Below are 23433 nucleotides of genomic sequence, written 5' to 3'. Positions count from 1 at the left end.
GGACATGGTGGGGCGCCCCGCCCGCCGGGTCGATCGGATATCAGAACGGGAGCGGGCTGCGCAGCACGCCCTCCCCGATGAGCGTCGCCGTCGCGTCGAGCCGGCGCTCGGACGCCTTGCACACCTCCGGGGAGGCGCCCGCCTTCCACACCCGCTTCGCCTCGTCCCAGGCGAGGTCGCGGGTGAACGTGACGACGAGGTCCGCGAGCCAGTTGGCGCCGACGTCCCACGGCGCGCCGTCCGGGCCGTGGGACAGCAGCGAGTCGAGCTCCTCGCGCAGCTCGTCCATCTCGGTCTCGAACACGTCGTTGACGAGGAGGTAGTCGTGGTACTGCGCGCTCCCGTCCCCGTCGCCGTCGGGCTCCTCGTGGCGCCAGGCCGCGATGAGCGCGTGCGCGAGGTCGTAGTTGATGTGGGCGTTGACGCCGAGCACCGCGAAGTTCACCGGCGCGACGTTCGGGTCGCTGCGGTTGTCGAACAGCACCCGCCACACCCCGGGCGCCGTGTGGATGTCGACGGCGTAGCTGCGCAGGGCCTGGAAGAACCGCTGGGCGAACTCCAGGTCGAGGCGCACGAGGAACGGCGACGACTTGAACTCCCCGTTGTCGACCATGTCACCGACCCGTCGCGTGATGACGTGGTAGAGCTTCGCGAAGGATGCGATGCCGTCGTTCTCGCCGAGCAGCGACGTGCTCGCCGCGTAGTCGCGGATCGCCGCGAGCCGTTCGATCACCTCGGGGATCGACGTCGGCGGCGTGTCGCCGGCCAGCTCGGCCAGGCGTTGCGTGCTTCCCGTCGTTCCCGGCTTTCGTGCGATCGCTGCACCCTCGTCGGTCTCGCCCATCGGCAACTCCTCTCCGTTCCTCGCCACGTGACGAGGAGCGTCCGCAGGCGACCCTGATACGTCCCTTCGATCATGCTCGGCGACGCGCCCAGCGTGAAGGGGTGGCGGCCTGGTCACCGGAACACGGGGGGCAGTAGCGTGGCCGGGCGTGACCGACCGATGGCCAGTGCGCCCCTTGGTCGGCCGGGACGAGGACCTCGGCGAGCTGCTGGCCGTCCTGGAGTCGGTGCGACTGGGCCGGATGGCCACGATCTTCCTCAGCGGCGACGCCGGCGTCGGGAAGACGCGGCTCGTGCAGGAGCTCGTCGTGCGGGCCGAGGGCGCCGGGGCCACCGTGCTGACGGGCGCCGCCACCGACATCGCGGAGAGCCCGCCGTTCTGGCCGGTCGCGTCCGCTCTGCGGGCCCTGCTGCGCTCGCCGCGCGGCGACGAGGTGCGGCACCTGCTCGCGCCGTGGTCGGACCAGCTGGACGAGCTGCTCGCGCTGCGGTCCGCGGTGCCCGCTCCGCTCGCGCGGGTGCAGACCCTCGAGCTCCTGCACCGCGTCGTGCGCAGCCTCGCGCTCGAGTCGGTCCTGGTGCTCGTCGTCGAGGACGTCCAGTGGGCGGACCGCTCGACCCTCGATCTGATCGCCTACCTCGTCGCGAACCTCGCCGACGAGCGGCTGCTGCTCGTCGGGACGCACCGGACCGAGCCGGGAGCGGAGTCCTCCACCCAGGCCACCGCCGCCCGCACGGTGATCCGGGAGCTCGCGCGGCACCGGCAGGTGCGCACCGTCGAGGTGCGGCCGCTGCGCCGCGCCGCGGTCGCCGAGCTGGTGGCGGTCGCGGAGCCCGGACGGCCCGATCTCGTCGAGCTGGTGTGGATGCGGTCCGCGGGCAACGCGTTCATCGCCGAGGAGACGCTGCGCGCCGCCGTCGACGGCGACCCGACCGGCCTGCCCACCACGCTGCGCGAGCTCGTGCTCTCCCGGGTCGGGCGGCTGTCCGCGCCCGCGTTGCGGACGGTGCGCGCGGTGGCCCTCGCCGACGGTCCGCTGCCGCACCGCCTCCTCGACGCCGTGCTGGACGGCGGGCCGTGGCTGCTCGACGCCCTGCGCGAGAGCGTGGACAGCGGGGTGGTGGTCGTCGACGAGGGTGCCGACGGCTACCGGCTGCGGCACGGGCTGATGACCGACGTCGTGGTGGGCGAGCTCCTCCCCGGGGAGCGGATGGACCTGCACCGCCGCTACGCAGCCGCCCTGGAACCCCGCGAGCTGCCCGGAGCCGACGCCCGCCTGGCGCACCACTGGTACGGGGCGGGGGACCGGGACCGGGCGGCCGCCGCCGGGGTGGCGGCCGCGGAGGCCGCAGACCGGGTGCGCGGCTACGCGGAGGCGCACCGGCACTGGCTGCGCGCCGCCCGGCTCGCCGGCGAGGTGGCCGCGCCGCCCGTCCCGCGCGCCGCCTGCCTGGAGCGGGCGGCCGAGGCCGCGCACCTGGCCGGGGACGCCGACCAGGCGGTGGCATTGCTGGCGGAACGGCTGGATCTCCTCGAACCCCCGGACGACCCGGGCACCCACGACCTCGAAGCCGCCCTGCTGCACGCCCGCACCGGCCAGTACCTCGTGGCCGCGGGGCGCGGCGCGGAGGCCGCCGAGGCGTTCGGCCGCGCGACCGAGGCCCTGCCGGCGGAGGGGGCCGGGCGGGAGCGGGCCGACGTGCTCGGTGGCCACGCCTCGGCGTTGTGGACTGCGGGCGACTACGCGGCGGCCCACGAGACCGCCGGCCGCGCGCTGGCGCTGGCCCGGCGGATCGGCCTCGCCGTGCAGGAGGCGCGGGCGCTCGCGACGCTCGGCTTCGGGCTCGCCTACCTGCAGGACCCGGTGGCCGGCGAGGCCGCGCTGCAGGAGTCGCTCGCGGTGGCGGAGCGGGCCGGTGATCCGCTGGAGATCGCGCGGGCCCACCGCAACCTCGCCGAGCTGCTGTCGGGCCCGTTGAACGATCTGGACCGGGGCATCGCGATAGCCCGGGCCGGCGCCGTCCGCACACGTGAGCTGGGGCTCGCCCGCAGCGCGGGAGCGGGGATGCTGGCCGTGGCGGCCAACGGCCTGTTCCGCATCGGGCGCTGGGACGAGGCGGACGAGACGATCGCCGAGGCCTGGGAGCTCGCCCCGGCCGGCGCGGAGGCGCTCGAGCTGAGGCTCGCCCGGGCCCGGCTGCACACCGGACGCGGCCGGTTCGGCCCCGCCGAGGACGACCTCGAGGCGGTGGACGCGCTCTCCGCCGGCACGCTCGGCCCGCGCTACCGGCTCCCGCTGCTCACGCTGTGGGCCGGGCTCGCGATGTGGAACGAGCGCCCCGACCAGGCGCTGAGCCACGTCGCCGCCGGGCTCGACATCGTCGAGCAGGGCTCGGACGACGTCTGGCTCGTCGCCCCGCTGCTCTGGCACGGGGCGCGCGCCCGCGCGGAGTGCACCCGGCTGGCGGTGCGGCGGCCCGACGACGGCACGGAGGCGCGCCTGCGCCGGCACGCGGCCGAGGTGGTCCGCGTCGCGGCGTCGTCCGTCCCGGCGGTGCGCGACGTCGTGCTGGGGTTCATGGAGATGTGCACCGCGGAGGACGGGCGCGCCGCGGGCCGTTCCGACCCGGAGGCGTGGGAGCGCGTCGCCGAGATCTGGCGGGAGCGCGAGCAGCCCTACCCGTCGGCCTACGCGCACCTGCGCCGGGCCGAGGCGCTGCTCGCCACGCGGGCGAGCTCGGCCGCGGCGGCCGAGTCGCTGCGCCGCGCCGGAGCGATCGCCCGCGAGCTCGGGGCCGTCCCGTTCCTCACCGAGATCGCCGACCTCGCCGAGCGGGCGAGGGTGCGCATCGACGAGCCGGAGCCCGCGCCCGAACCGGCCCCGCCGCCCGACCCCGACGACGAGCTCGCCGCGCTCACGGCCCGTGAGCTCGAGGTGCTCACCGAGCTGGCCGCGGGCCACACCAACCGCGAGATCGCGCAACGGCTGTTCATCAGCGAGAAGACCGTCGGCGTCCACGTCAGCCGGATCTACGCCAAGCTCGACGTGCACAGCCGCGTGCAGGCGAGCGCGGTGTTGATGCGCGCGCGGCCACCTCTGACGCGCCGGCAGCGGACGTAGGCCCGTCCCTCAGACTTCGACCAGGCCGGTGTCGAACGACCGCCGGACGCGGTCGATGAGGCGGGCGCGGCTGGGCCCCAGGCTCCCGATCGGGATACCCGTGTCGCGCGCGACCTCCGCGTAGGGACGAGGCTCCTCGGCGAAGAGCTCCATCATGATCGTGCGACCGCGCGGCGGGAGCTCCCCGACGATCGTCCAGAGCCGGGACACGGTGTCGGCGTCCACCACCCGGTCCTCCACCGTGCGGTGCGGGTCCGGCACCGCGTCCAGCTCGTCGGTGACCACGGCGCGGCTCTCGCGCAGGATCCGCAGGCACTCCCGGGACGCCGTGGTGGCCAGCCAACCGCCCAGGCGCTGCGGGTCGCGCACCGCGTGCCGGTGCTCCACGAGCCGCAGCCAGGTGCGCTGCTCGGCGTCGTGCGCGTCGGCGTCCTGCAGCCGGTAGGACCGGACCACGGCGCTCACGAGGCCGCGGTAGCGCTGCACGATCTCCGTCCAGGCCTGCTCGTCGCCGCCCGCCGCCGACCGCAGCAGCTCGTCGTTGCCGGTGGCGGGCGTGCTGGACGGCGGGGTCATCACGAACTCCTCGCAGGGGGCTGGGTGACGTGCCGCACCAGCTTCGGGGGACCGCGGGGTCGTGTCGTCAGGTCAACGCCTTACACCGGGAGAAGTCGATGCCCTATATCCCGCGCTCGCGTATCTACGCGGGCGCGGGATGGCTCTCACCCCTCGCCGGCACGCACGCCGGGGGACAGGAGGCCGTCCGCGAAAGGGCCTCGACGAGGAGGAACGGTGTTGGTGGCGATCGAGTCGGGGGCGGTCGAGACGGGGGATCCGGATCACCCGGGCGGCGTCGTCGATGCCGTGGCGCGGCTGCAGGAAGGCGCCGACGCCGGAGTGCGCGGCCACGGGGCCGGCCCCGTGGGCCGGCTCCTGACCGCCGTCGCGGCGCCCGAGGAGGCGGCACCGCGGCTGGAGACCGAGTTCCGGGCCGCACTCGTCGCCGAGCTGGCCCGGCGCTACCTGCGGGCCGTCCGTGCGCACGCCAGGGGGAGCGGGGCACCCCGGGTGTGGCAGGTGCTGCTGAGCCGTTGGGAGGGGGGCCGCCGGGAGGGGGGCACGGGCGATCCGGCGCGCACCGCGCTCGCGGGCGCCCACGCGCTCGTCTGCTACGACCTCCCCCCGGCCGTCGTCAGCGCCTGCACGCTGCTCGGTCGCGGCCCGGGCCCGGTCGAGCAGGCGGTGGTGCAGGTCGTCACCGCGCAGCTCGCGCGGCTCGCCAACGAGGCCGGCGCCGCCACCGACCCGGGCTCCCACGACGACGCCAGTGGCCTCGCGCTGCTGCTGTCGCGCAGCGAGTGCTGGCGCCAGGCCGAGCACCTGTGGACCCTGCGGGGCCGCCCCTCGGAGGCGGAGAAGGAACGTGCGGCGCTCGACTGGCGCGCCGCTCTGGTGGCCCGGGCGCTGTTGGGGAGCGGCTGACCCGGGCGGGAGGGGGTCGTGAGTGGATACGAGTGCTCCGGCACTCGTATCCACTCACGGGGCGGCCTCGCTGCGCTCGGCCGACCGCTTCGCGGACCACGCTGTGTCTACGGTTCGCTCGCAGGCCCGCTCACGGGGGGCTGCGGGGGGCGTCCCAGGCGGCCCATAGCGCCGCGTAGCTGCCGCCCGCCGCCACCAGGTCGTCGTGCGGGCCGGACTCGACGACCCGGCCCTTGTCCAGCACCACCACCCGGTCGGCGGTGGCGGCCTGGGTGAGGCGGTGGGCGATGACCACGGCCGTGCGCCCGGCGAGAGCGGCCACGGTGGCGCGTTCCAGGGTGCGGGCCCCCGCGCTCCCGGCCTCCGCGGTGGCCTCGTCGAGCACGGCGACGGCGGGGTCGGCGAGCACCAGCCGCGCCAGCGCGAGCTGCTGGGCGCGGGTCGCGGACAGCTCGTCGCCGCCGTCCCCCACCACGTCGGTGAGCCGCATCGGCGCCCCCACCGTGCGCAGCGCCGCGGCGAGCTCGGCGTCGGTGGCGTCCATGCGGGCCATGCGCAGGTTGTCGGCCACCGTGCCGGCGAAAACGTGCACCTCCTGCGTCACGAGCGCGACGTGCCGGCGCGCGTCCGCCATCTCTGCGAGCGGCACGTCGCCGATCTCGACGGTGCCCGCCGTGGGCGAGTGCACCCCGGCGAGGACGGCGCCGAGCGTGGTCTTGCCGGCACCGCTCGCGCCCACCACCGCCACCCGCTCCCCGGGCGCCATGTCGAGGTCCACGCCGTGCAGCACCTCGGGCCCACCGTCGTAGGCGTGCCGGATCCCGGACAGCCGCACGCCCGAGTGGCGCGGGGTGCGCGGTTGCCGGGGGGCCGGCGGCGCCGGCATGTCGGCCACCCCGACCAGCCGGGCCAGCGCCGCGCCTGCCGACTGCGCCTCGTCGAGCAGGTAGAGCATGATCCCGATCGGGTCGAACAGCCGCAGGAAGTACAGCGCCGCGGCGGTGGCCGCGCCGACCGTGACGGCGTCGGCCCGCACCAGCCAGAACCCGGTCAGGAGGATGGCGAGCACACCGAGCATCTCGGCCCCGTTCATCGCGAGGCCGAAGCGCCGCTCGGCGTGGGAGGCGCGCATCGCCGCGTCGACCGCCGCCCGGGAGTGCCCGTCGATGCGGGTGAGCTGGCCCGCGCGGCGCCGGAAGGCGCGCACGGTGGCCGCCCCGCCGACGCCGGCCAGCAGCGACTGCGTGCGCTCGCCCTCGGCGCGCCGTTCCGCCGCATAGAGCGGGCCCGAGACGCGCACGTACCAGCGTGAGACCAGCACCCAGATCGGCAGCGGGGTGAGCCCGGCCAGCGCGAGGCGCCAGTCGAGCACGGTGAGCCCGACGAGCGTGAGACCGACGTCGAGCAGCGAGATCACCACGGTGGGGATCGCCCGGCGGACCCCCTCGGAGATCACCGCGATGTCCCCGCCCACCCGCTGCAGCGGGTCACCGGTGCCGGCGCGCTCGACGTCGGCCAGCGGCACGTCGAGGGCCCGGCGTACCACGCGCTCGCGCAGCGTGGCGAGCACCTGCTCGCCGAGGCGGGCCACCAGCACCGAACCGAGCGCCGCGAGGAGGGCCCGGGCCACCAGGGCGGCGAGGATGCCGAGCGCGAGCCCGTCGACCAGCGCCACCGCGCCGCGCGCGATCACGGCGTCGACGATCCGGCCGAGCAGCGGCGGCACCACCAGCATCGACACGGAGGCGGTGACGAGCGTGACCACGGTGCCGGCCAGCAGCGCGCGGTGCGGGCGGACGAGCTCGCCGAGGGCGGCCCGGGTGCGGGCGAGGGTCGCGATCGGGAGCACGTTCACGCGAGCACCGCCTGCCGGTAGCGCTCGTCGGCCACGAGCTCGGCGTGCGACCCGGACGCGACGACGGCGCCGCCGTCGACGAGCAGCACGCGGTCGCACCGCGCCAGCAGCGCGGGGCTGGAAGCCACCACCACGGTGGTGCGCCCGGCCCGCAGCGTGGACACGCCCATCGCGATGCGGTGCTCCGTGGCGGCGTCGACGGCCGTCGTGGGGTCGTGCAGCACGAGCACAGCCGGGTGTTCGGCGAGGGCCCTGGCCAGCCGGATGCGCTGGCGCTGCCCGCCCGAGAGCGTGCGGCCGCGCTCGCCCACCTCGCTGTCGAGCCCGTGCGGCAGCGTCTCCACCACCTCGTCGGCCGCCGCGGCGGCCAGCGGCGCGGGGTCGCGCCCGGTGTTGTCGGTCACGGTGCCCTCGAACAGGGTGGCCTCGTGGCGGGCGACGAGCACGGCCCGGCGGGCCTCGTCGAGCCCGACCTCCCGCAGGTCGGTGCCGTCCAGGTGCACGGGCACGTCGGCGTCGCGGGCGAGGGCGTCGAGCAGGCCCGCCGCGTCGGACGCCTGCAGGGTGACCACGCCGACGTGCTCGCCCGCGGCGACGTCGACGGCGAGGCCGTCCGGGAGCCGCACGCGCAGCGCGCCCGCCGGCCGGGCGGGGAGCGTGGCGCCGCCGTCCGTGACGGCGGGCGGCGCGGACAGCACGGTGGCCAGGCGGCGGGCCGAGCCGCGGGCGCCCGCGAGCAACGCGCCCAGCTCGGTGAGCCGTTCGAGGGGCCCGATCAGGAACTGCGCCAGCCCGATCCCGGCCACCAGCTCACCGATGCTGATCGCGCCGTCGAGCGCGAGCCGGCCACCGACCCAGGCGACGACCACGAGGAACAGCCCGGTGATCACATTCGTGGCCCCGAGGTAGCCGCCGTGGAGGTTCGCCGCGGCGAGCCGGGCGCGCAGCGCGGAGCGGCTCGCGACGCGGTAGGACTCGCCCGCCGCCGCCTCGGCGCCGATCCCTTTGACCACCCGCAGACCCGTGATCACGTCGGTGGCCACTGCGGTGGCCGCGGCGAGCGACTCCTGCTCGGCCTCGGCCCGTCCGACGAGCGGACGGGCCAGCAGGCGGGAGGCGAGCAGCACCAGCGGCACCCCGCCGAGCACCACCAGCCCGAGCACGACGGACGAGCCGAGCAGCACGACGGCGCCGCCCGCCAGCGCGGCCAGCGCGGCCGTTCCGCCGCCGATGACGAAGCAGACCTGGCCCGCGCGGTCGGCGTCGGCCCCCGCCGTGCTCACGAGCTCACCGGAGCGACCCGGTGCGCCGCCCGCCGGGTGCAGCACCCGCGCAGCCACATCCATGCGCAGGCGGTGGGCCGCCATCCGCACCGTCCGAGCGCCCAGGTAGTAGCCGAAGAACGCGCTGGTGGCCAGCACCGCGAAGACCGCGACGACCACCGCGAGCCAGCGCAGCAACGCACCGGAGTCACGGCCCACGACGGCGAGGTCGATCGCCCAGCCGACCACGACCGGCACCGCGGCCTCGCTGAGCTGGTGCACCGCCACCAGACCGGCCGCGAGCACGAGCTCCCGCGGGTGGGCGCCGGCCCCGCGACGCAGCACGCCGCCCGCCGTGACACCCTCCATGTAAGGCCCCCCTTACCGTAGTCCGCGATGACCGTATCCGGTGGGTCCGGCGGCGTCCGCGGAGATTGCGAGAATCACGCCGTGGACGCCCCAGCTCCCGGTCTCGTGATCGTCGACAAACCCGCCGGACTGACCTCGCACGACGTCGTCGCCCGGCTCCGCCGGATCCTGCGCACCCGCAAGGTCGGCCACGCCGGCACGCTCGACCCGATGGCCACCGGCGTGCTCGTGTGCGGGGTCGGCCGCGGCACCAAGCTGCTCGGCCACCTGGCCCTCGACACGAAGGCCTACGCCGCCACGATCCGGCTGGGCGTCACGACCCACACCGACGACGCCGAGGGCGACGTGCTCGCCACCGCCGACGCGAGCGGCGTCACCGACGCCGGGATCGCGGCCGGCATGGCGGCGCTGACCGGCGCGATCGAACAGGTGCCCAGCTCGGTCAGCGCGATCAAGGTGAACGGGCAGCGCGCCTACGCCCGGGTGCGGGCCGGGGAGGAGGTCGTGCTCCCGGCTCGGCCGGTCACGGTCTCGGAGTTCGCGCTGCTCGCCCGCCGCGGCGCCGACCTCGACGTCGCCGTCGCGTGCTCCTCGGGCACCTACGTGCGCGCGCTCGCCCGCGACCTGGGCGCCGCGCTCGGCGTGGGCGGGCACCTCACCGCGCTGCGGCGCACCCGCGTCGGCCCGTTCACCCTCGAGCACGCCGGCACCCTCGAAGCCCTCGACGCCGACCCCGGCGCAGTCGTCGCCCTGGACGCGGCCGTCGCACTGGCATTCCCCCGCCGCGACCTGGACGCCGCCCAGGCCGCCGACATCTCCCACGGCCGCCCCCTCCCCGCGACGGGAGAGCCGGGGACGTACGGCGTCTTCGCCCCCGACGGCCGGGCCCTGGCACTGGTGACGGACAAGGGCCAGCAGGCAAGGCCGCTGGTGGTCCTGGCCCCCGCAGCCACGTAGTCCCGGATTGCAGCCCGAACGCACTCCCCGGGGAAGGCACAGCCACTTCCATGCCACGTGGTTGCATGAAAGTGGCTTTGCTGCAACGGGGCGGGCCGCCGCCGATACCCTGCACCGCGTGCCCGACGTCCCGGGGAAGGCCGTCCTGCAGAAGGCGCGGGACATCCTCGACTGCTTCGACTCCCACACCCCGGAGCTGGGGGTCAACGAGCTGGCCCGCCGCAGCGGCCTGCCCCGCACCACCGCGCGGCGGCTCGCGCAGGAGCTGGTGGCGTGCGAGCTGCTGGACCGCTCCGGCGGCCGGTACCGGCTGGGGGCGTGGCTCGCCGAGCTCGGGGCCAGGGTGCCCGCGCACCGATCCTTGCGCGTCGCGGCGGCCCCGTACCTCGAGGAGCTGACCCACCTCACCCACGAGACGGCGGCTCTCGCCCTGCCGCTGCACGGCGAGATCCTCTTCAGCGAGGTGTACGTCGGCAGCCGCGGGCGTGGCCAGGTGGTCACCCTGGTCGACGGGCGGGTCCCGTTGCACTGCGGCGCGTCCGGGAAGGTGGCGCTCGCGTTCGGCCCGCCCGAGCTGCTCGCGCAGACGGTCGACGGCGGCCTCGCCCCGCGCACCCGGCGCACGATCACCGACCCGGACCGGCTCACGGCCGAGCTCGCGCGGGTGCGGGAGCAGGGGTACGCCGTCGACCGGCAGGAGCTCGTGGAGGGCTACGGCGCCGTCGCCGCCCCGGTGCGGGCCGGGAGCGAGGTGATCGCCGCCCTGACCGTGATCGCGCCGATCAGCCGGCTCGACGTCGTCCCGTTCGCGGTGGCGGTGCGGCGGACGGCGGGGGAGCTGTCGCGCCGGGTGGGGCCCGGCTCCTGAGTCCGTCGTGGTCAAGGCCTGATCGCCACCCACGCCCCATGATCGCCGGAACTGGTGTGGGGGCGACAGATCTGTCGCCCCCACACCATTCCTGGCGATCACCCTGCGCCCGAGCCGTACCTCATCGCGCCCCACCGACCGTCAGGTACTGCCGGCACCGTTCACGCGCACCACCAGGTGGTCCACTGAGCGGACCCCTGCCGTTCCCTCCGACCACGGCGAGAGTCAGGATGCCCGGCCAGGAGGCCGCCATGACGTCAACGTCGACATCGACCCGGAGCACCCCGATCCGGCGCGCCGTGATCGCGTCCCTCGTCGGGAACGCGCTGGAGTGGTACGACTTCTTCCTCTACGGCACCGCCGCCGCGCTGGTGTTCAACCACCTGTTCTTCCCGACGGTCGACCCCCTCGCGGGCACGATCGCGGCGTTCGGCACGTACGCCCTCGGGTTCGCGGCGCGCCCGATCGGCGGGCTGATCTTCGGGCACTTCGGCGACCGGATCGGGCGGCGGGCGATGCTCGTCGCGACGCTCTCGTTGATGGGCGCGGCGACGTTCCTCGTCGGGGTGCTGCCGACGTACGAGCAGATCGGGATCGCCGCCCCGGCGCTGCTGACGGCGCTGCGCGTCGTGCAGGGCATCGCGGTGGGCGGCGAGTGGGGCGGCGGGGTCCTGCTGATCAGCGAGAACGCCGACCCGCGGCGCCGCGGGATGCTCTCGGCGCTGTCCCAGACCGGGGTCGGGGTCGGGTTCGTGCTCAGCGCGCTGGTGTTCGCGGTGATGGCGGGAGTGACCACCGACGAGCAGTTCCTGGCCTGGGGCTGGCGGGTGCCGTTCCTGGTGGGCGTGCTGCTGATGGCCGCCGGGCTGGTGATCCGGATGAAGGTCCTCGAGACCGCGGCCTTCCGCGAGACGCGCGAGCGCCACCGGGTGCCCGCGCTCGAGGCCCTGCGCCGGCACCCGCGCGCGGTGCTCGTGACGTTCGGGGCGCGGATCGCCGAGAACGGCGGGTCGTACATCTTCCTGACGTTCGTGCTGGCGTACGCGAGCAGGATCGGGATCTCCAGCGCGGTCGCCCTGACGGCGGTGGTGGTCGGGATGGCCCTCGAAGCGCTCGCGATGCCGGCGTGGGGAGCGCTGTCGGACCGGGTGGGGCGTAGACCGGTGTACATCTTCGGGGCCGTCGCGATGGTGTTGTGGGCGTGGCCGTTCTTCCTGCTGATCGACACCCGCGAGACGCCGCTCGTGCTGCTGGCCGTCGTCGTCGCCAACGCCGTGTGCCACGGGGCGATGATCGGCACGCAGCCGGCGTTCTTCAGCGAGCTCTTCGGCAGCGGGGTGCGCTACAGCGGCGTGGCGCTCGGGCACGAGATGGCGTCGGTGCTCGCCGGCGGGCTGTCGCCGCTCATCGCCACCGCGCTGCTCGCGTGGGCGGGCGGCTGGATGCCGGTGGCGGTCTACCTCGCGGTCATGGGCGCGATCACGGTGGTCGCGGTGCTGGCCTCGCGCGAGACGGTGGCGCGCGACCTCACGGCGATCGGGTCGCGGTGACCGCACCCGCGATCGTCGCCGCCTACGAGGAGCCCTACGCCCGCCGGACGGCCCGTACGACCGAGCAGCTGCTCGCCGCCGCCGTCCGGGGCGCGCTCGACGCGGCCGGGCTCGGCCCCGGTGAGGTGGACGGCCTCGGGGTCAGCAGCTTCTCGCTCGCGCCCGACCACGCGATCGACCTGGCCTGGCGGCTCGGGCTACGGCTGGACTGGATCATGCAGGACCCGCACGGCGGCGCGAGCGGGATCAACCTCCTGCAGCACGCGGTGCGGGCGATCGAGGCCGGCGACGCCCGCGTGATCGTGCTGGTGGCGGGCGACCACCTCGACCGCGCGGCGTTCGCCCGCCTCACCGACACCTACAACCGCGCCACGGCCGAGGCCCTCACCCCGTTGCCGCTGCGGGGGCCGAACGCGCTCTTCGCGATGCTCACCCAGCGGCACGCGGCGGCCCACGGCCTCGCCGACGCCGACTACGCGCAGATCCCCCTCTCCCAGCGGCGCTGGGCCGCGCGCAACCCGGGCGCGGTGTACCGCTCACCGCTGTCGCTGGAGGAGTACCTCGACGCCCCCGTCGTCGCGGCACCCCTGCGGCGCTTCGACTGCGTGCCGGTGGTCGCGGGCGCCGATGCGCTCGTGCTCACGGGCTCCGAACGCGGCGTCCGCGTGCGGGCCCTCGCCGCCCGGCACAACCCGGACGGGCAGGACGGCGACGGGCTCGGGACCGGGTTGGCGCAGGTCGCGGACCGGTTGTGGGCCGGCGCCGGGGTGGGTCCCGAGGAGATCGACCTGGCTTGTGTCTACGACGACTACCCGGTGATGGCGCTCGCGCAGCTGGCCGATCTGGGCGTCGCGCCCGACCCGCACGCCTTCCTGCACGGGCGGCTGGCCCGGGACGGGTGGCCGCTCAACCCGTCGGGCGGGCAGCTGTCGGCCGGTCAGGCCGGCGCCGCGGGTGGCATGCACGGGCTGGTGGAGGCCGTCCTGCAGCTGCTGGGACGGGCGGGGGAGCGGCAGGTCGAGCGCGCCCGGCTCGCGCTCGTCACGGGCTACGGGATGGTGCTCTACCGGTACGGGGCATGCGCGAACGCGGCGGTGCTGGAGGGAGTGGCGTGATCGAGCTGGCCGGGTGCGCCGACTGCGCGCACGCCCACTTCCCACCCCGTGCGGTCTGCCCGCGGTGCCACGGCGCGGACCTGCGCCCGGTGCCCTGCCAGGAGGCCGTGGTCGAGCAGGTGACGGTGGACGCCGCCGGTACCCGCCTGGCGAGCCTGCGCACCGCGACGGGCGCGGTCCTCGTCGGACGGTTGGATGCCGACGTGGCCCCCGGTTCGGTCGTGCCGGTGAGCGCGTGGCGGGAGCCGGGGACGGCGTTCGTGCCCGGCGGCGCGCCGCTGCTGCCGACCCACCGCAGCCCGCAGCGCGACCTGCCCTCGCCGGACCGGACCGTGCCGCGGCTGCTGCAGCTGCAGGCGGAACGCTACGGCGACAAGCCGCTGGTCGTCCGCGGCGCGACGACCTGGTCCTACCGCGACGCGGTCGACCGGGCCGCCCGCATGGCGGGGGCGCTGCAGGAACGTGGCATCGAGCCGGGGGACCGCATAGCGCTCCTCGCCGGCAACCGGCTCGAGCTGCTGGAGACGGTGCTCGGCTGCGCGTGGCTCGGTGCGATCGCGGTTCCGTTGAACACCGCGCTGCGCGGGGCGGGCCTGCGGCACGCGCTCACGGACTCCGGAGCCCGGGTGGTGGTGGTCGAGCCGGAGCTGGTCGGCGTCCTGGACGAGGTCGGCGTGCCGGTGGAGCGGTGGGTCGTGGGGGAGACGTTCCCCGCGCCCGGCCCGGCGCTCCCGCCCCGTCCCGCCGCCCCGGGCGACACGGTCGCGATCCTCTACACGTCCGGCACCACCGGGCTGCCCAAAGGCGTGTGCTGCCCGCAGGCGCAGTTCCACTGGTGGGGCGTGACGGTGGGCGAGTGCCTGGAGATCACCGACGACGACGTCCTGTACACGTGCCTGCCGCTGTTCCACACCAACGCGCTCAACGCGTTCTTCCAGGCGGTCTGCGCGGGGGCGACGTACGTGCTGGGCGGGCGCTTCTCCGCCTCCCGGTTCTGGGACGAGGCGCGCGCCGCCGGGGCAACCGTCACGTACCTGCTCGGCGCGATGGTGCAGATCCTGCTCTCCCGCCCGGCCGGCCCCGATGACACGGCGCACCGCGTGCGGATCGCGCTCTCGCCCGCGACGCCCGCGGCCGCGCACGCCGCGTTCCGCGAGCGGTTCGGCGTGCAGCTGGTCGACGGCTACGGCTCCACCGAGACGAACATGGTGCTCGGCGCGCACCCGGCGGCGCAGCGGCCCGGGTACATGGGTGTGGTGCTGCCCGACCACGAGGTGCGGGTCGTCGACGCCGCCGGTCTCGACGTGCCCGACGGGGAGCCGGGCGAGCTGGTGTGCCGCTCCCGGCAGCCGTACGCGTACGCCACCGGCTACTTCGAGAACCCGGCCGCCACCGCAGCCGCCTACCGCGACCTGTGGTTCCACACCGGCGACCGCGTGGTGCGCGAGCCGGACGGATGGCTGCGCTTCCTCGACCGGCTCACCGACTCGATCCGCCGCCGCGGCGAGAACATCTCGTCCCTCGACGTCGAGCAGGTGCTCGCGGCGCACCCCGCCGTCGCCGCGGTCGCGGTGTACGCGGTGCCGTCGGAGCTGTCCGAGGACGAGGTGATGGCCGCCGTCGTGCCCCGCGACGGCGGGCCGGTCGACCCGGCGGAGCTCACCTCGTGGTGTGCGCCCCGGCTGGCCGCGTTCGCGATCCCGCGCTACGTCGACGTGCTGGCGGAGCTGCCGCTGACGGAGAACGGGAAGGTCCGCAAGGCGGTGCTGCGCGAACGCGGCGTCACGGAGCGGACGTGGGACCGCACGCCGCCCGCCGCCGAAGCGCAGCAAGGTGGCTTTGCTCCGGTGGAACCGCAGTAAAGCCACCTTGCTGCGATCGGGCCGCCGCCGTTCCGTAGGCTCGGGCGCGTGCAGCGCTGGCGGGGGCTGGAGGCCGTGCCGACCGGCTGGGGGCGCAGCGTCGTCACCGTCGGCGTGTTCGACGGGGTGCACCGCGGGCACCAGCGGCTGATCGGCCGCGCCGTGGATCGGGGGCGGCAGCGCGGGCTTCCCGCGGTGCTCGTGACATTCGACCCCCACCCGGCCGAGGTCGTGCGCCCCGGCAGCCATCCCGCGCGGCTCACCACGTTGCCGCGGCGGGCGGAGCTGGTGGCCGGGATGGGCATCGACGCGTTCTGCGTGCTCCCGTTCACCCCGGAGCTGGCCCGCACCGAGCCCGCCGAGTTCGCCCACGAGGTGCTGGTGGAGCGGTTGCACGCCGCCGACGTCATCGTCGGGCGCAACTTCACCTTCGGCCACCGCGCCGCGGGTGACGTTCCACTGCTCACCCGGCTCGGGCAGCGGTTCGGCTTCGGCGTCGAGGGCCTGGAGCTGATCACGGACGACGGCATCACGTTCTCGTCCACCTACATCCGCGCCTGCATCGACGCGGGCGACGTCGAGGCGGCCGCGGCCGCGCTCGGCCGGCCGCACCGGGTGGAGGGCGTGGTGGTGCACGGCGACCGGCGCGGCCGTGACCTGGGCTTCCCCACGGCGAACCTGGCCACCGCCCCGTTCACCGCCCTGCCGGCCGACGGCGTGTACGCGGGCTTCTTCGAGATCAAGGATCGGGCGCTCCCGGCCGCGATCTCGGTGGGCACCAACCCGACGTTCTCCGGGAAGGTGCGCACCGTCGAGGCGTACGTGCTCGACGTCGACGAGGACTTCTACGGCTTCGAGGTGGCGCTCGACTTCGTGCACCGGCTGCGCGGGCAGGAGCGGTTCGCGGACGTCACCTCGCTCGTGGAGCAGATGCACCGGGACGTCGCGCGCACCCGCGAGTTGCTCGCCTGAGTTTTCCCGTTCGGGCCCGGAACGGGTGGCGGACCTGCCAGCATCCTGGGCATGGCGGACCTGACGAGCCCCTGGCTCATCGAGAACCAGGAGCGGCAGCGGGAGCTCTACGGCGCCCCGCTCGGCGAGCGCGTCCGCCGCCTGACCGGGGCGCTCGGCATCTCCCAGGCCCGGCTGGCGCGCACCCTCGGCATGAGCCCGGCGATGCTCAGCCAGCTCGTGAGCGCGCGCCGCGTGAAGATCGGCGATCCGGCGGTGCTCGCGCGCATGCTGCTGCTCGACCAGCGCTGCCACGGGCTGCGCGCACCCGCCGACCGCGGGACCGTCGACGTGCTGCTCGCCGAGATCGCAGACGCCCGCTGGCAATGGAACGGGCAGCGGGGGAGCGGGCTGCGGGGGAGCGGGCAACACCGCAACGGACCGCACGTTGCCGGTCACCGCGTGCAGCGGCCCACGCCCGACGGCACCGCGGCCGCGGTGCTGCGCGGGGTGTCCGACCCCGCGCGCCTGGCCGCCGCGGCGGCCGCGCTCGGCCCGACGTTCCCGGAGCTCGCCGAGGTCCTGCGGCAGGCGGCGAGCCGCCCGGGGGCCTAGCGCCCCCGGCCGGGGCTCCCGGTCGGGGGCGCAGCATCGTCCCTGGTAACGTGGTGTACCGGGTCCGGCTGCAGTCCGTGGCGGCCGCGCACCGTCTCCCGCCCCCCGTTCAGGGATGCGGGCCTCACGGCACATCATGAAGGAAGAGGCACCACGTGGCACTCGACGCCGCACAGAAGAAGACGATCCTGGACAGCTACGGCGTCCACGAGGGCGACACCGGGTCGCCCGAGGCTCAGGTCGCGCTGCTCACCAAGCGGATCAGCGACCTCACCGAGCACCTCAAGCAGCACAAGCACGACCACCACTCCCGCCGCGGCCTGCTGCTGCTGGTCGGCCGTCGCCGCAGGCTGCTGAAGTACCTCGCATCCGTCAACGTTGCGCGCTACCGGTCGCTGATCGAGCGTCTCGGCCTCCGCCGCTGACACCCGCCGGGCCCGGACCCGCTCCTCGGTCCGGGCCGGCAGCACATTCACCAACTCCATGACGCCACGCCCGCCGCGGACGATCCGCCGGTCCTCGGTAGTGGCTCCCGGGAATCGGATCCCGGGGGCTTCGATCGAAGACCGGCCAGGCCGAGGATCAGCCGGTGCGGCGTGGGTCCCGAGAAGAAGGACCTCATGACAGACCCTCTTGACGACGTGCACGAGACCAGTGCCGTCATCGACAACGGGAGCTTCGGCACCCGCACCGTCCGGTTCGAGACCGGGCGCCTCGCGCGCCAGGCCGCCGGATCCGTCGTCGCCTACCTCGACGACGAGACCATGCTGCTGTCCGCCACCACGGCGTCCAAGCAGCCCAAGGAGCACTTCGACTTCTTCCCCCTCACGGTGGACGTCGAGGAGCGGATGTACGCGATCGGCAAGATCCCCGGCTCGTTCTTCCGCCGGGAGGGCCGCCCGGGCACCGACGCGATCCTCACCTGCCGCCTGATCGACCGGCCGCTGCGCCCGTCGTTCGTCGACGGCCTGCGCAACGAGATCCAGATCGTCGTCACGGTCCTGAGCCTCGACCCGCAGGACCCCTACGACGCGCTGGCCATCAACGCGGCGTCGATGTCCACGCAGCTGTCGGGGCTGCCGTTCTCCGGCCCGATCGGCGGCGTCCGCGTCGCGCTGATCGACGGCCAGTGGATCGCGTTCCCGCAGTACGAGGACCTGCAGCGGGCCGTGTTCGACATGGTCGTCGCTGGCCGGATCGTCGGGGACGACGTCGCGATCATGATGGTGGAGGCCGAGGCCACCACCGGGACGATCGAGCTCGTCGCCGGCGGCGCGCAGGCGCCCACCGAGCAGGTCGTGGCGGCCGGGCTGGAGGCGGCCAAGCCGTTCATCCGCAGCCTGTGCGTGGCGCAGCAGCAGCTGGCCGACGTCGCCGCCAAGCCGACGCGGGACTACCCGACGTTCCCGGCCTACCAGCCCGATGTCTTCGAGGCGGTGGAGGCGGAGGGCAGCAAGGACCTCGCCGCCGCCCTCACCATCGGGCCGAAGCAGGAGCGCGAGGCGAAGCTCGACGAGGTCAAGCTCGCCGTGCTCTCCTCGCTCGGCGAGAAGTTCGAGGGCCGCGAGAAGGAGCTCGGCGCCGCGTTCCGGTCGCTGAACAAGAAGCTCGTGCGCCAGCGCATCCTGCGCGACCAGGTCCGCATCGACGGGCGCGGCATCACCGACATCCGGCCGCTGTCGGCCGAGGTCGAGGTCGTCCCGCGGGCCCACGGCTCGGCGCTGTTCGAGCGCGGTGAGACCCAGATCATGGGTGTCACCACGCTGAACATGCTGCGCATGGAGCAGCAGATCGACTCGCTCGGCCCGGAGACGCACAAGCGCTACCTGCACCACTACAACTTCCCGCCGTACTCGACCGGTGAGACCGGCCGGGTGGGCTCGCCGAAGCGCCGCGAGATCGGTCACGGCGCGCTGGCCGAGCGGGCCCTGCTGCCCGTGCTGCCCACGCGCGAGGAGTTCCCCTACGCCATCCGGCAGGTGTCGGAGGCGCTGGGCTCCAACGGCTCCACGTCGATGGGCTCGGTCTGCGCGTCCACGATGTCGCTGCTCAACGCCGGTGTCCCGCTGAAGGCGCCGGTCGCGGGCATCGCGATGGGCCTCGTGAGCGACGAGGTCGAGGGGCAGACGCGCTACGTCGCGCTCACCGACATCCTCGGTGCCGAGGACGCGTTCGGCGACATGGACTTCAAGGTCGCCGGCACGTCCGAGTACGTCACCGCCCTGCAGCTGGACACCAAGCTCGACGGCATCCCGTCCGAGGTGCTGGCCGCCGCGCTCTCGCAGGCCAAGGACGCCCGCCTGACGATCCTCGAGGTCATCGGCGAGGCGATCGACCGGCCCGACGAGATGAGCCAGTTCGCGCCGCGCGTCACGGCGATCAAGGTGCCGGTCGACAAGATCGGCGAGGTCATCGGCCCGAAGGGCAAGATGATCAACTCGATCACCGAGAAGACCGGCGCCGACATCTCGATCGAGGACGACGGCACGATCTACGTCGGTGCCGCCGACGGCCCCTCCGCGGAGGAGGCCATCGGCATGATCAACGCGATCGCCAACCCGCAGCTGCCGAAGATCGGCGAGCGGTTCCTCGGCACGGTCGTCAAGACCGCAGCCTTCGGGGCGTTCGTCTCCCTGGTGCCCGGCAAGGACGGCCTCGTCCACATCTCCAAGCTCGGCCAGGGCAAGCGGGTCGGCAAGGTGGAGGACGTCGTCAACGTCGGCGACAAGATCCGCGTCGAGGTCACCGACATCGACAACCGCGGCAAGATCAGCCTGATCCCGGTCAGCGAGGAGTCGGTCAACGGCACCGCGCCGGCCCCGGCTGCCGAGAACAACGACGAGGCCGAGGCGGTCTCACCCAGTTGACAGGCGTTCTGACGCCGGGGGCGGGAGCTGCTGCTCCCGCCCCCGGCGGCGTCTCCCGCACCGAACTGCCCGGCGGGCTGCGCGTCGTCACCGAGACGGTGCCGGGCGTGCGCTCGGTGTCGCTCGGGATCTGGATCGGCATCGGCTCCCGCGACGAGTCGCCGCTGCAGGCCGGGGCCGCGCACTACCTCGAGCACCTGCTGTTCAAGGGCACCCGGCGGCGCACCGCCGTGGAGATCGCCGAGGAGTTCGACGCCGTCGGCGGTGACCTCAACGCGTTCACCGCGAAGGAGCACACCTGCTACTACGCGCACGTCCTCGACACCGACCTGCCGCTCGCCGTGGACGCGCTCGCCGACGTCGTCACCGACGCCACGCTGGCGCCGCCGGACGTCGAGATCGAGCGCGGGGTGGTGCTCGAGGAGATCGCGATGCGCGACGACGACCCCGAGGACCTGCTGGGCGAGCTGTTCGACGAGGCGCTGTTCGCCGACCACCCGCTCGGTCGGCCGGTGATCGGCTCGGAGGAGTCGATCCGCGGGATGAGCCGGGAGACGCTCCACGACTTCTGGCGCGGCCGGTACACCACCCCGCGGATGGTGGTGGCCGCGGCAGGCAACCTCGTGCACGCCGAGGTGGTCGAGCTCGTCTCCGGCGCGCTGGCCGCCGCGGCCGCGCGGGCCGGGGCCGCCGCACCGGTGCCCCCGCGCCGGCCGGAGCCGGTGCGCCTGGCGACCGGCCCCCGCCTGGTGCTGCGCCCGGACGACACCGAGCAGGTGCACCTGATGCTCGGCGCGCCCGGCCTCTCGCGCCACGACCCCCACCGCACCGCGCTCACCGTGCTCAACACCGCGTTGGGCGGCGGGCCGAGCTCACGGCTCTTCCAGCAGGTTCGGGAGCAGCGCGGCCTGGCGTACTCGGTCTACTCGGCGCTGTCGGGCTACGCCGACACGGGAAGCTTCTCGGTCTACGTCGGGTGTGCCCCGGAGCGCGTCGACGAGGTCGCCACGGTGGTGCGGGCCGTCCTCGCCGAGGTGGCCGCCGACGGCCTCACCCGGGCCGAACTGGTCCGCGCGCAAGGCAACCTGCGTGGCGCACTGGTGCTCGGGCTGGAGGACACCCCGTCCCGGATGACCCGGATCGGGCGCTCCGAGCTCGACCACGGCCGCCAGCGCACGATCGCCGAGAGCCTCGACCGCATCGCCGCGGTCACCGCCGACGAGGTGAAGGCGCTCGCCGCCGAGCTCCTGACGGCGCCGCTCACGGCCGCGGTGGTCGGCCCCTACGACGACGAGCGTGACCTCCCGGGCTCATTGCGGGCCCTGGCCGAGGGAAGCTGAGGCCGCCCGGCTCTGGTGGCGCTGCCCGGCTCTGGTGGCGCGGCCCGTCGACGGGGCCGCGGGCGGAACAGGGTGTCCCGTGGCCTCAAGGGCCTCCGGTGGCGCCGCGCATCGTGCGGGGCTATCGCGGGCAGGCCAGGGCCTGCCCGGCGGGGCGCGCGGCGCCACCGGAGGCGGTCTCGCGGGCATGATCATTGCCTTGGCGCGAAACCGGGCGAAATCGACACGGGAATGCGCCCAATCGCCGATCATTCCCTGGTGATCGCCGATCCGGTGCGCTCCGCTGTCGTCCGAGCGGCTGTGAGCGCAGCGAACCGCCGATCTTGCAGATGCCCAGGCGTGCGTGCGTGCGCAAGCGGGGAGCGTGGTGACATCATCGCGGCCGTGGACGTCGTGACCGTGCTCGCCGCGGTGCTGGTGGCCGTCGGCATCGTGGGGATCGCGGTGCCGATCCTGCCCGGGCTGGTGCTCGTGGTGGCGGGGGTGGCGTTGTGGGCGGTGGCCCAGGCCGATGCCGAGGCGTGGATCGTGCTGGGGGTCGTCGTTGCGATCGTGGTGATCGGGTCGGTGGTGAAGTACCTGGTGCCTGGTCGTCGCCTGCGCGAGTCCGGGGTCCCCGGTCGCACGATCGCCCTGGGCGCTGTGCTCGGCGTGATCGGGTTCTTCGTGATCCCGGTGGTGGGGCTCCTCATCGGGTTCGTGCTCGGGATCTACCTCGCCGAGCTGGTCCGGCTCGGCGGGCACGAGGCCGCATGGCCCTCCACCCGCAAGGCGCTGGCGGCCGTCGGCTGGAGCGTGGTGATCGAGATGGCCACCGGCCTGCTCGCGGCGGCGGTCTGGGTCGGGGCGCTCGTCCTCGCCTGACTACCCTTCCGCCCGTGAGCGAGGAGATTCGGGTTGGCGTGCTGGGCGCGCAGGGGCGGATGGGCACGGAGGTCTGCGCGGCCGTGGAGGCGGCGGACGGGCTGGTGCTCGCCGCCCGGGTCGACGACGGCGACCCGTTGTCCGGGCTGACCGACGCCGGCGTGCAGGTTGCCGTCGACTTCACCCACCCCGGCGCGGTGCTGGACAACGTGCAGTTCTGCCTCGACCACGACATCGCGGTGGTCGTGGGCACCAGCGGGTTCGACGAGGCCCGGCTCGGCGACGTGCGCGCCCGGCTCGACGCCCGCCCCGGCCACGTGCTCATCGCCCCGAACTTCGGGGTCGGGGCGGTGCTCGCGATGCAGTTCGCGAGGACCGCGGCGCGGTTCTTCGAGTCGGCCGAGGTGATCGAGCTGCACCACGCGGGCAAGGTCGACGCGCCGTCGGGCACCGCGGTGCACACCGCGGGCATGATCGCGGCCGCGCGGGCCGAGGCCGGTCTGGGCGAGGCGCCCGACGCCACCACGTCGGAGCTCCGTGGCGCACGAGGCGCGCGGGTCGAGGGGGTCCACGTCCACTCGGTGCGGCTGCCCGGCCTGGTGGCCCACCAGGAGGTGGTGCTCGGCACGGCGGGGGAGACCCTGACGATCCGCCACGACTCGTTCGACCGCTCGTCCTTCATGCCCGGCGTGCTGATGGCGGTCCGGGCGGTCCGCTCCAGGCCGGGCCTGACGGTCGGGCTGGAGCCCCTTCTCGGCCTCTAACGCCCGACTTCACACATCCAATCCGGGGCTTCAGAAGGCCGGCCCTGTGTGAAGCCCGGCCCAGGTGTGTGAAGTCCGCTGTCGGCGGCCTCAGCGGCGTCGGCGGCCTCAACGCAGCTCCAGCTCCAGCGACCCGGTGACGCGCACCTCGCGCACCTCGCCCTGGCCCGTGTCCAGGACGCGCACCGTGCCGTCGGTGTCCCAACCTGCCGCCTTGTAGAAGCCGCGGCTCGCGGCGTCGGGCTCGGGTACCCAGGCCAGGCCGTACCGGGCGCCGCCGGCGCGCAGGGCGGTGGCCGCGGCGGCCAGCAGCCGCCCGCCGTGGCCGCGCCGGCCCCAACGCGGCTCGACGAGCAGGGCACTGATCTCCGCCCATGCCTCCGGGCCGAGCGTCGGGGCGGACGGCGCCACCGCACCCTCCGGCTCGACGGCGGGCGCCGCCGCGCAGAAGCCGACGGTCCACGTGCCCTCGGTGGCGACGAGCACGTGGTGACCGTCGCCGGCCTCGACGGCCGCGGTCCACGCCGCGCGGGCCGCGGGGGAGCGCAGGCCGGCCAGGGCGGCGGCGGGCACGATCCCGGCGTAGGCCGTGGTCCAGGTGTCGGCCTGGATGCGGACGATCTCCTCGACGTCCTCGGGCGTCGCGGGGCGGACGGCGGCGGTGGCCATGACCCCATCCAAGACCACGCCCTCGGCGACCCGGCAACCACCCGGGGCCGAGCGCCCCCGCGGAAACGTCAGGGGTGG

At 74.9% G+C, this 23433-nt stretch carries 19 protein-coding genes; 14 read left to right on the top strand and 5 right to left on the bottom strand.

The features are described from left to right. Window positions 1–40: 40 nt before the first annotated feature. The gene (locus ACU436_RS28060; RefSeq protein ID WP_459029960.1) at window positions 41–844 is read right to left on the bottom strand and encodes a DUF5995 family protein; all 804 of its coding nucleotides are present in this window, start codon (window positions 842–844) and stop codon (window positions 41–43) included. A gap of 148 nt (window positions 845–992) precedes the next feature. Between ACU436_RS28060 and ACU436_RS28055 the strand changes: the two genes are divergently transcribed. Beyond that, window positions 993–3965, top strand: a complete 2973-nt coding sequence (locus ACU436_RS28055; protein ID WP_459029959.1) for an ATP-binding protein — start codon at window positions 993–995, stop codon at window positions 3963–3965. A 9-nt stretch (window positions 3966–3974) separates the two neighbouring features. Here the strand turns inward: ACU436_RS28055 and ACU436_RS28050 are convergent, their stop codons facing one another. Next, window positions 3975–4541, bottom strand: coding sequence for an RNA polymerase sigma factor (locus ACU436_RS28050; protein WP_459029958.1), 567 nt, complete (start codon window positions 4539–4541; stop codon window positions 3975–3977). Window positions 4542–4757: 216 nt separating this feature from the next. Here ACU436_RS28050 and ACU436_RS28045 point away from each other — a divergent pair, with 216 nt between their 5' ends. Continuing rightward, the gene (locus ACU436_RS28045) at window positions 4758–5447 is read left to right on the top strand and encodes a DUF5995 family protein (protein WP_459029957.1); all 690 of its coding nucleotides are present in this window, start codon (window positions 4758–4760) and stop codon (window positions 5445–5447) included. A 130-nt stretch (window positions 5448–5577) separates the two neighbouring features. On the opposite strand, the gene ACU436_RS28040 is transcribed toward ACU436_RS28045, so the two are convergent. Beyond that, a complete protein-coding gene (locus ACU436_RS28040; RefSeq protein WP_459029956.1) occupies window positions 5578–7302 on the bottom strand; it encodes an ABC transporter ATP-binding protein in 1725 nt (574 codons plus the stop codon). Beyond that, window positions 7299–8933 carry an ABC transporter transmembrane domain-containing protein gene (locus ACU436_RS28035; RefSeq protein WP_459029955.1) on the bottom strand — a complete coding sequence of 545 codons (1635 nt, stop codon included), beginning with the start codon at window positions 8931–8933 and terminating at the stop codon, window positions 7299–7301. Before ACU436_RS28035 ends, ACU436_RS28040 begins: the two co-directional genes overlap by 4 nt. A gap of 27 nt (window positions 8934–8960) precedes the next feature. Between ACU436_RS28035 and truB the strand changes: the two genes are divergently transcribed. From truB to dapB, 12 genes are all read left to right on the top strand, one after another. Continuing rightward, complete coding sequence (gene truB, locus ACU436_RS28030; RefSeq protein WP_459029954.1) at window positions 8961–9890, top strand: tRNA pseudouridine(55) synthase TruB; 930 nt, start codon at window positions 8961–8963, stop codon at window positions 9888–9890. Between the two features lie 118 nt (window positions 9891–10008). Continuing rightward, window positions 10009–10758 (top strand): IclR family transcriptional regulator, encoded by a 750-nt coding sequence (locus tag ACU436_RS28025; protein WP_459029953.1) that lies wholly within the window; start codon window positions 10009–10011, stop codon window positions 10756–10758. Between the two features lie 251 nt (window positions 10759–11009). After that, the gene (locus ACU436_RS28020; RefSeq protein ID WP_459029952.1) at window positions 11010–12308 is read left to right on the top strand and encodes an MFS transporter; all 1299 of its coding nucleotides are present in this window, start codon (window positions 11010–11012) and stop codon (window positions 12306–12308) included. After that, entirely contained in the window at window positions 12305–13423 is a 1119-nt protein-coding gene (locus tag ACU436_RS28015) for a thiolase family protein (RefSeq protein ID WP_459029951.1), read from the top strand. The genes ACU436_RS28020 and ACU436_RS28015 overlap by 4 nt, the downstream gene beginning before the upstream one ends. Continuing rightward, window positions 13420–15285, top strand: coding sequence for an ATP-dependent acyl-CoA ligase (locus ACU436_RS28010; RefSeq protein WP_459029950.1), 1866 nt, complete (start codon window positions 13420–13422; stop codon window positions 15283–15285). Before ACU436_RS28015 ends, ACU436_RS28010 begins: the two co-directional genes overlap by 4 nt. A 48-nt stretch (window positions 15286–15333) precedes the next feature. Then, window positions 15334–16257: a bifunctional riboflavin kinase/FAD synthetase gene (locus ACU436_RS28005; protein WP_459029949.1), complete on the top strand. Its 924-nt coding sequence runs from the start codon at window positions 15334–15336 to the stop codon at window positions 16255–16257. Window positions 16258–16308: 51 nt separating this feature from the next. Then, entirely contained in the window at window positions 16309–16851 is a 543-nt protein-coding gene (locus ACU436_RS28000) for a helix-turn-helix domain-containing protein (protein WP_459029948.1), read from the top strand. Window positions 16852–17006: 155 nt separating this feature from the next. Continuing rightward, complete coding sequence (gene rpsO, locus ACU436_RS27995) at window positions 17007–17276, top strand: 30S ribosomal protein S15 (RefSeq protein ID WP_459029947.1); 270 nt, start codon at window positions 17007–17009, stop codon at window positions 17274–17276. A gap of 195 nt (window positions 17277–17471) precedes the next feature. Further along, a complete protein-coding gene (locus ACU436_RS27990; RefSeq protein WP_459029946.1) occupies window positions 17472–19718 on the top strand; it encodes a polyribonucleotide nucleotidyltransferase in 2247 nt (748 codons plus the stop codon). Continuing rightward, window positions 19715–21058 (top strand): M16 family metallopeptidase, encoded by a 1344-nt coding sequence (locus ACU436_RS27985; RefSeq protein WP_459029945.1) that lies wholly within the window; start codon window positions 19715–19717, stop codon window positions 21056–21058. The genes ACU436_RS27990 and ACU436_RS27985 overlap by 4 nt, the downstream gene beginning before the upstream one ends. A 384-nt stretch (window positions 21059–21442) precedes the next feature. Next, on the top strand, window positions 21443–21922 hold the full coding sequence (locus ACU436_RS27980) for a DUF456 domain-containing protein (protein ID WP_459029944.1): 480 nt from the start codon (window positions 21443–21445) through the stop codon (window positions 21920–21922). A gap of 14 nt (window positions 21923–21936) precedes the next feature. Then, window positions 21937–22686, top strand: coding sequence for a 4-hydroxy-tetrahydrodipicolinate reductase (gene dapB, locus ACU436_RS27975; protein WP_459029943.1), 750 nt, complete (start codon window positions 21937–21939; stop codon window positions 22684–22686). Window positions 22687–22794: 108 nt separating this feature from the next. Here dapB and ACU436_RS27970 read toward each other — a convergent pair whose 3' ends face one another. Beyond that, window positions 22795–23355 carry a GNAT family N-acetyltransferase gene (locus ACU436_RS27970; RefSeq protein ID WP_459029942.1) on the bottom strand — a complete coding sequence of 187 codons (561 nt, stop codon included), beginning with the start codon at window positions 23353–23355 and terminating at the stop codon, window positions 22795–22797. Window positions 23356–23433 lie beyond the last annotated feature (78 nt).

The sequence above is a fragment of the Pseudonocardia wallangbongensis genome (genome assembly GCF_054486945.1).
Note: the sequence above shows the minus strand (reverse complement) of the source record. Positions and strands in the feature narration are given on the sequence as shown.

What these genes read in the sequence shown, in the direction of transcription:
- ACU436_RS28060 (WP_459029960.1), bottom strand. Translation starts at nt 844, where the DNA reads ATGGGCGAGACCGACGAGGGTGCAGCGATCGCACGAAAGCCGGGAACG.
- ACU436_RS28050 (WP_459029958.1), bottom strand. Translation starts at nt 4,541, where the DNA reads ATGACCCCGCCGTCCAGCACGCCCGCCACCGGCAACGACGAGCTGCTG.
- ACU436_RS28035 (WP_459029955.1), bottom strand. Translation starts at nt 8,933, where the DNA reads ATGGAGGGTGTCACGGCGGGCGGCGTGCTGCGTCGCGGGGCCGGCGCC.
- truB (WP_459029954.1), top strand. Translation starts at nt 8,961, where the DNA reads ATGACCGTATCCGGTGGGTCCGGCGGCGTCCGCGGAGATTGCGAGAAT.
- ACU436_RS28020 (WP_459029952.1), top strand. Translation starts at nt 11,010, where the DNA reads ATGACGTCAACGTCGACATCGACCCGGAGCACCCCGATCCGGCGCGCC.
- ACU436_RS28000 (WP_459029948.1), top strand. Translation starts at nt 16,309, where the DNA reads ATGGCGGACCTGACGAGCCCCTGGCTCATCGAGAACCAGGAGCGGCAG.
- ACU436_RS27990 (WP_459029946.1), top strand. Translation starts at nt 17,472, where the DNA reads ATGACAGACCCTCTTGACGACGTGCACGAGACCAGTGCCGTCATCGAC.
- ACU436_RS27970 (WP_459029942.1), bottom strand. Translation starts at nt 23,355, where the DNA reads ATGGCCACCGCCGCCGTCCGCCCCGCGACGCCCGAGGACGTCGAGGAG.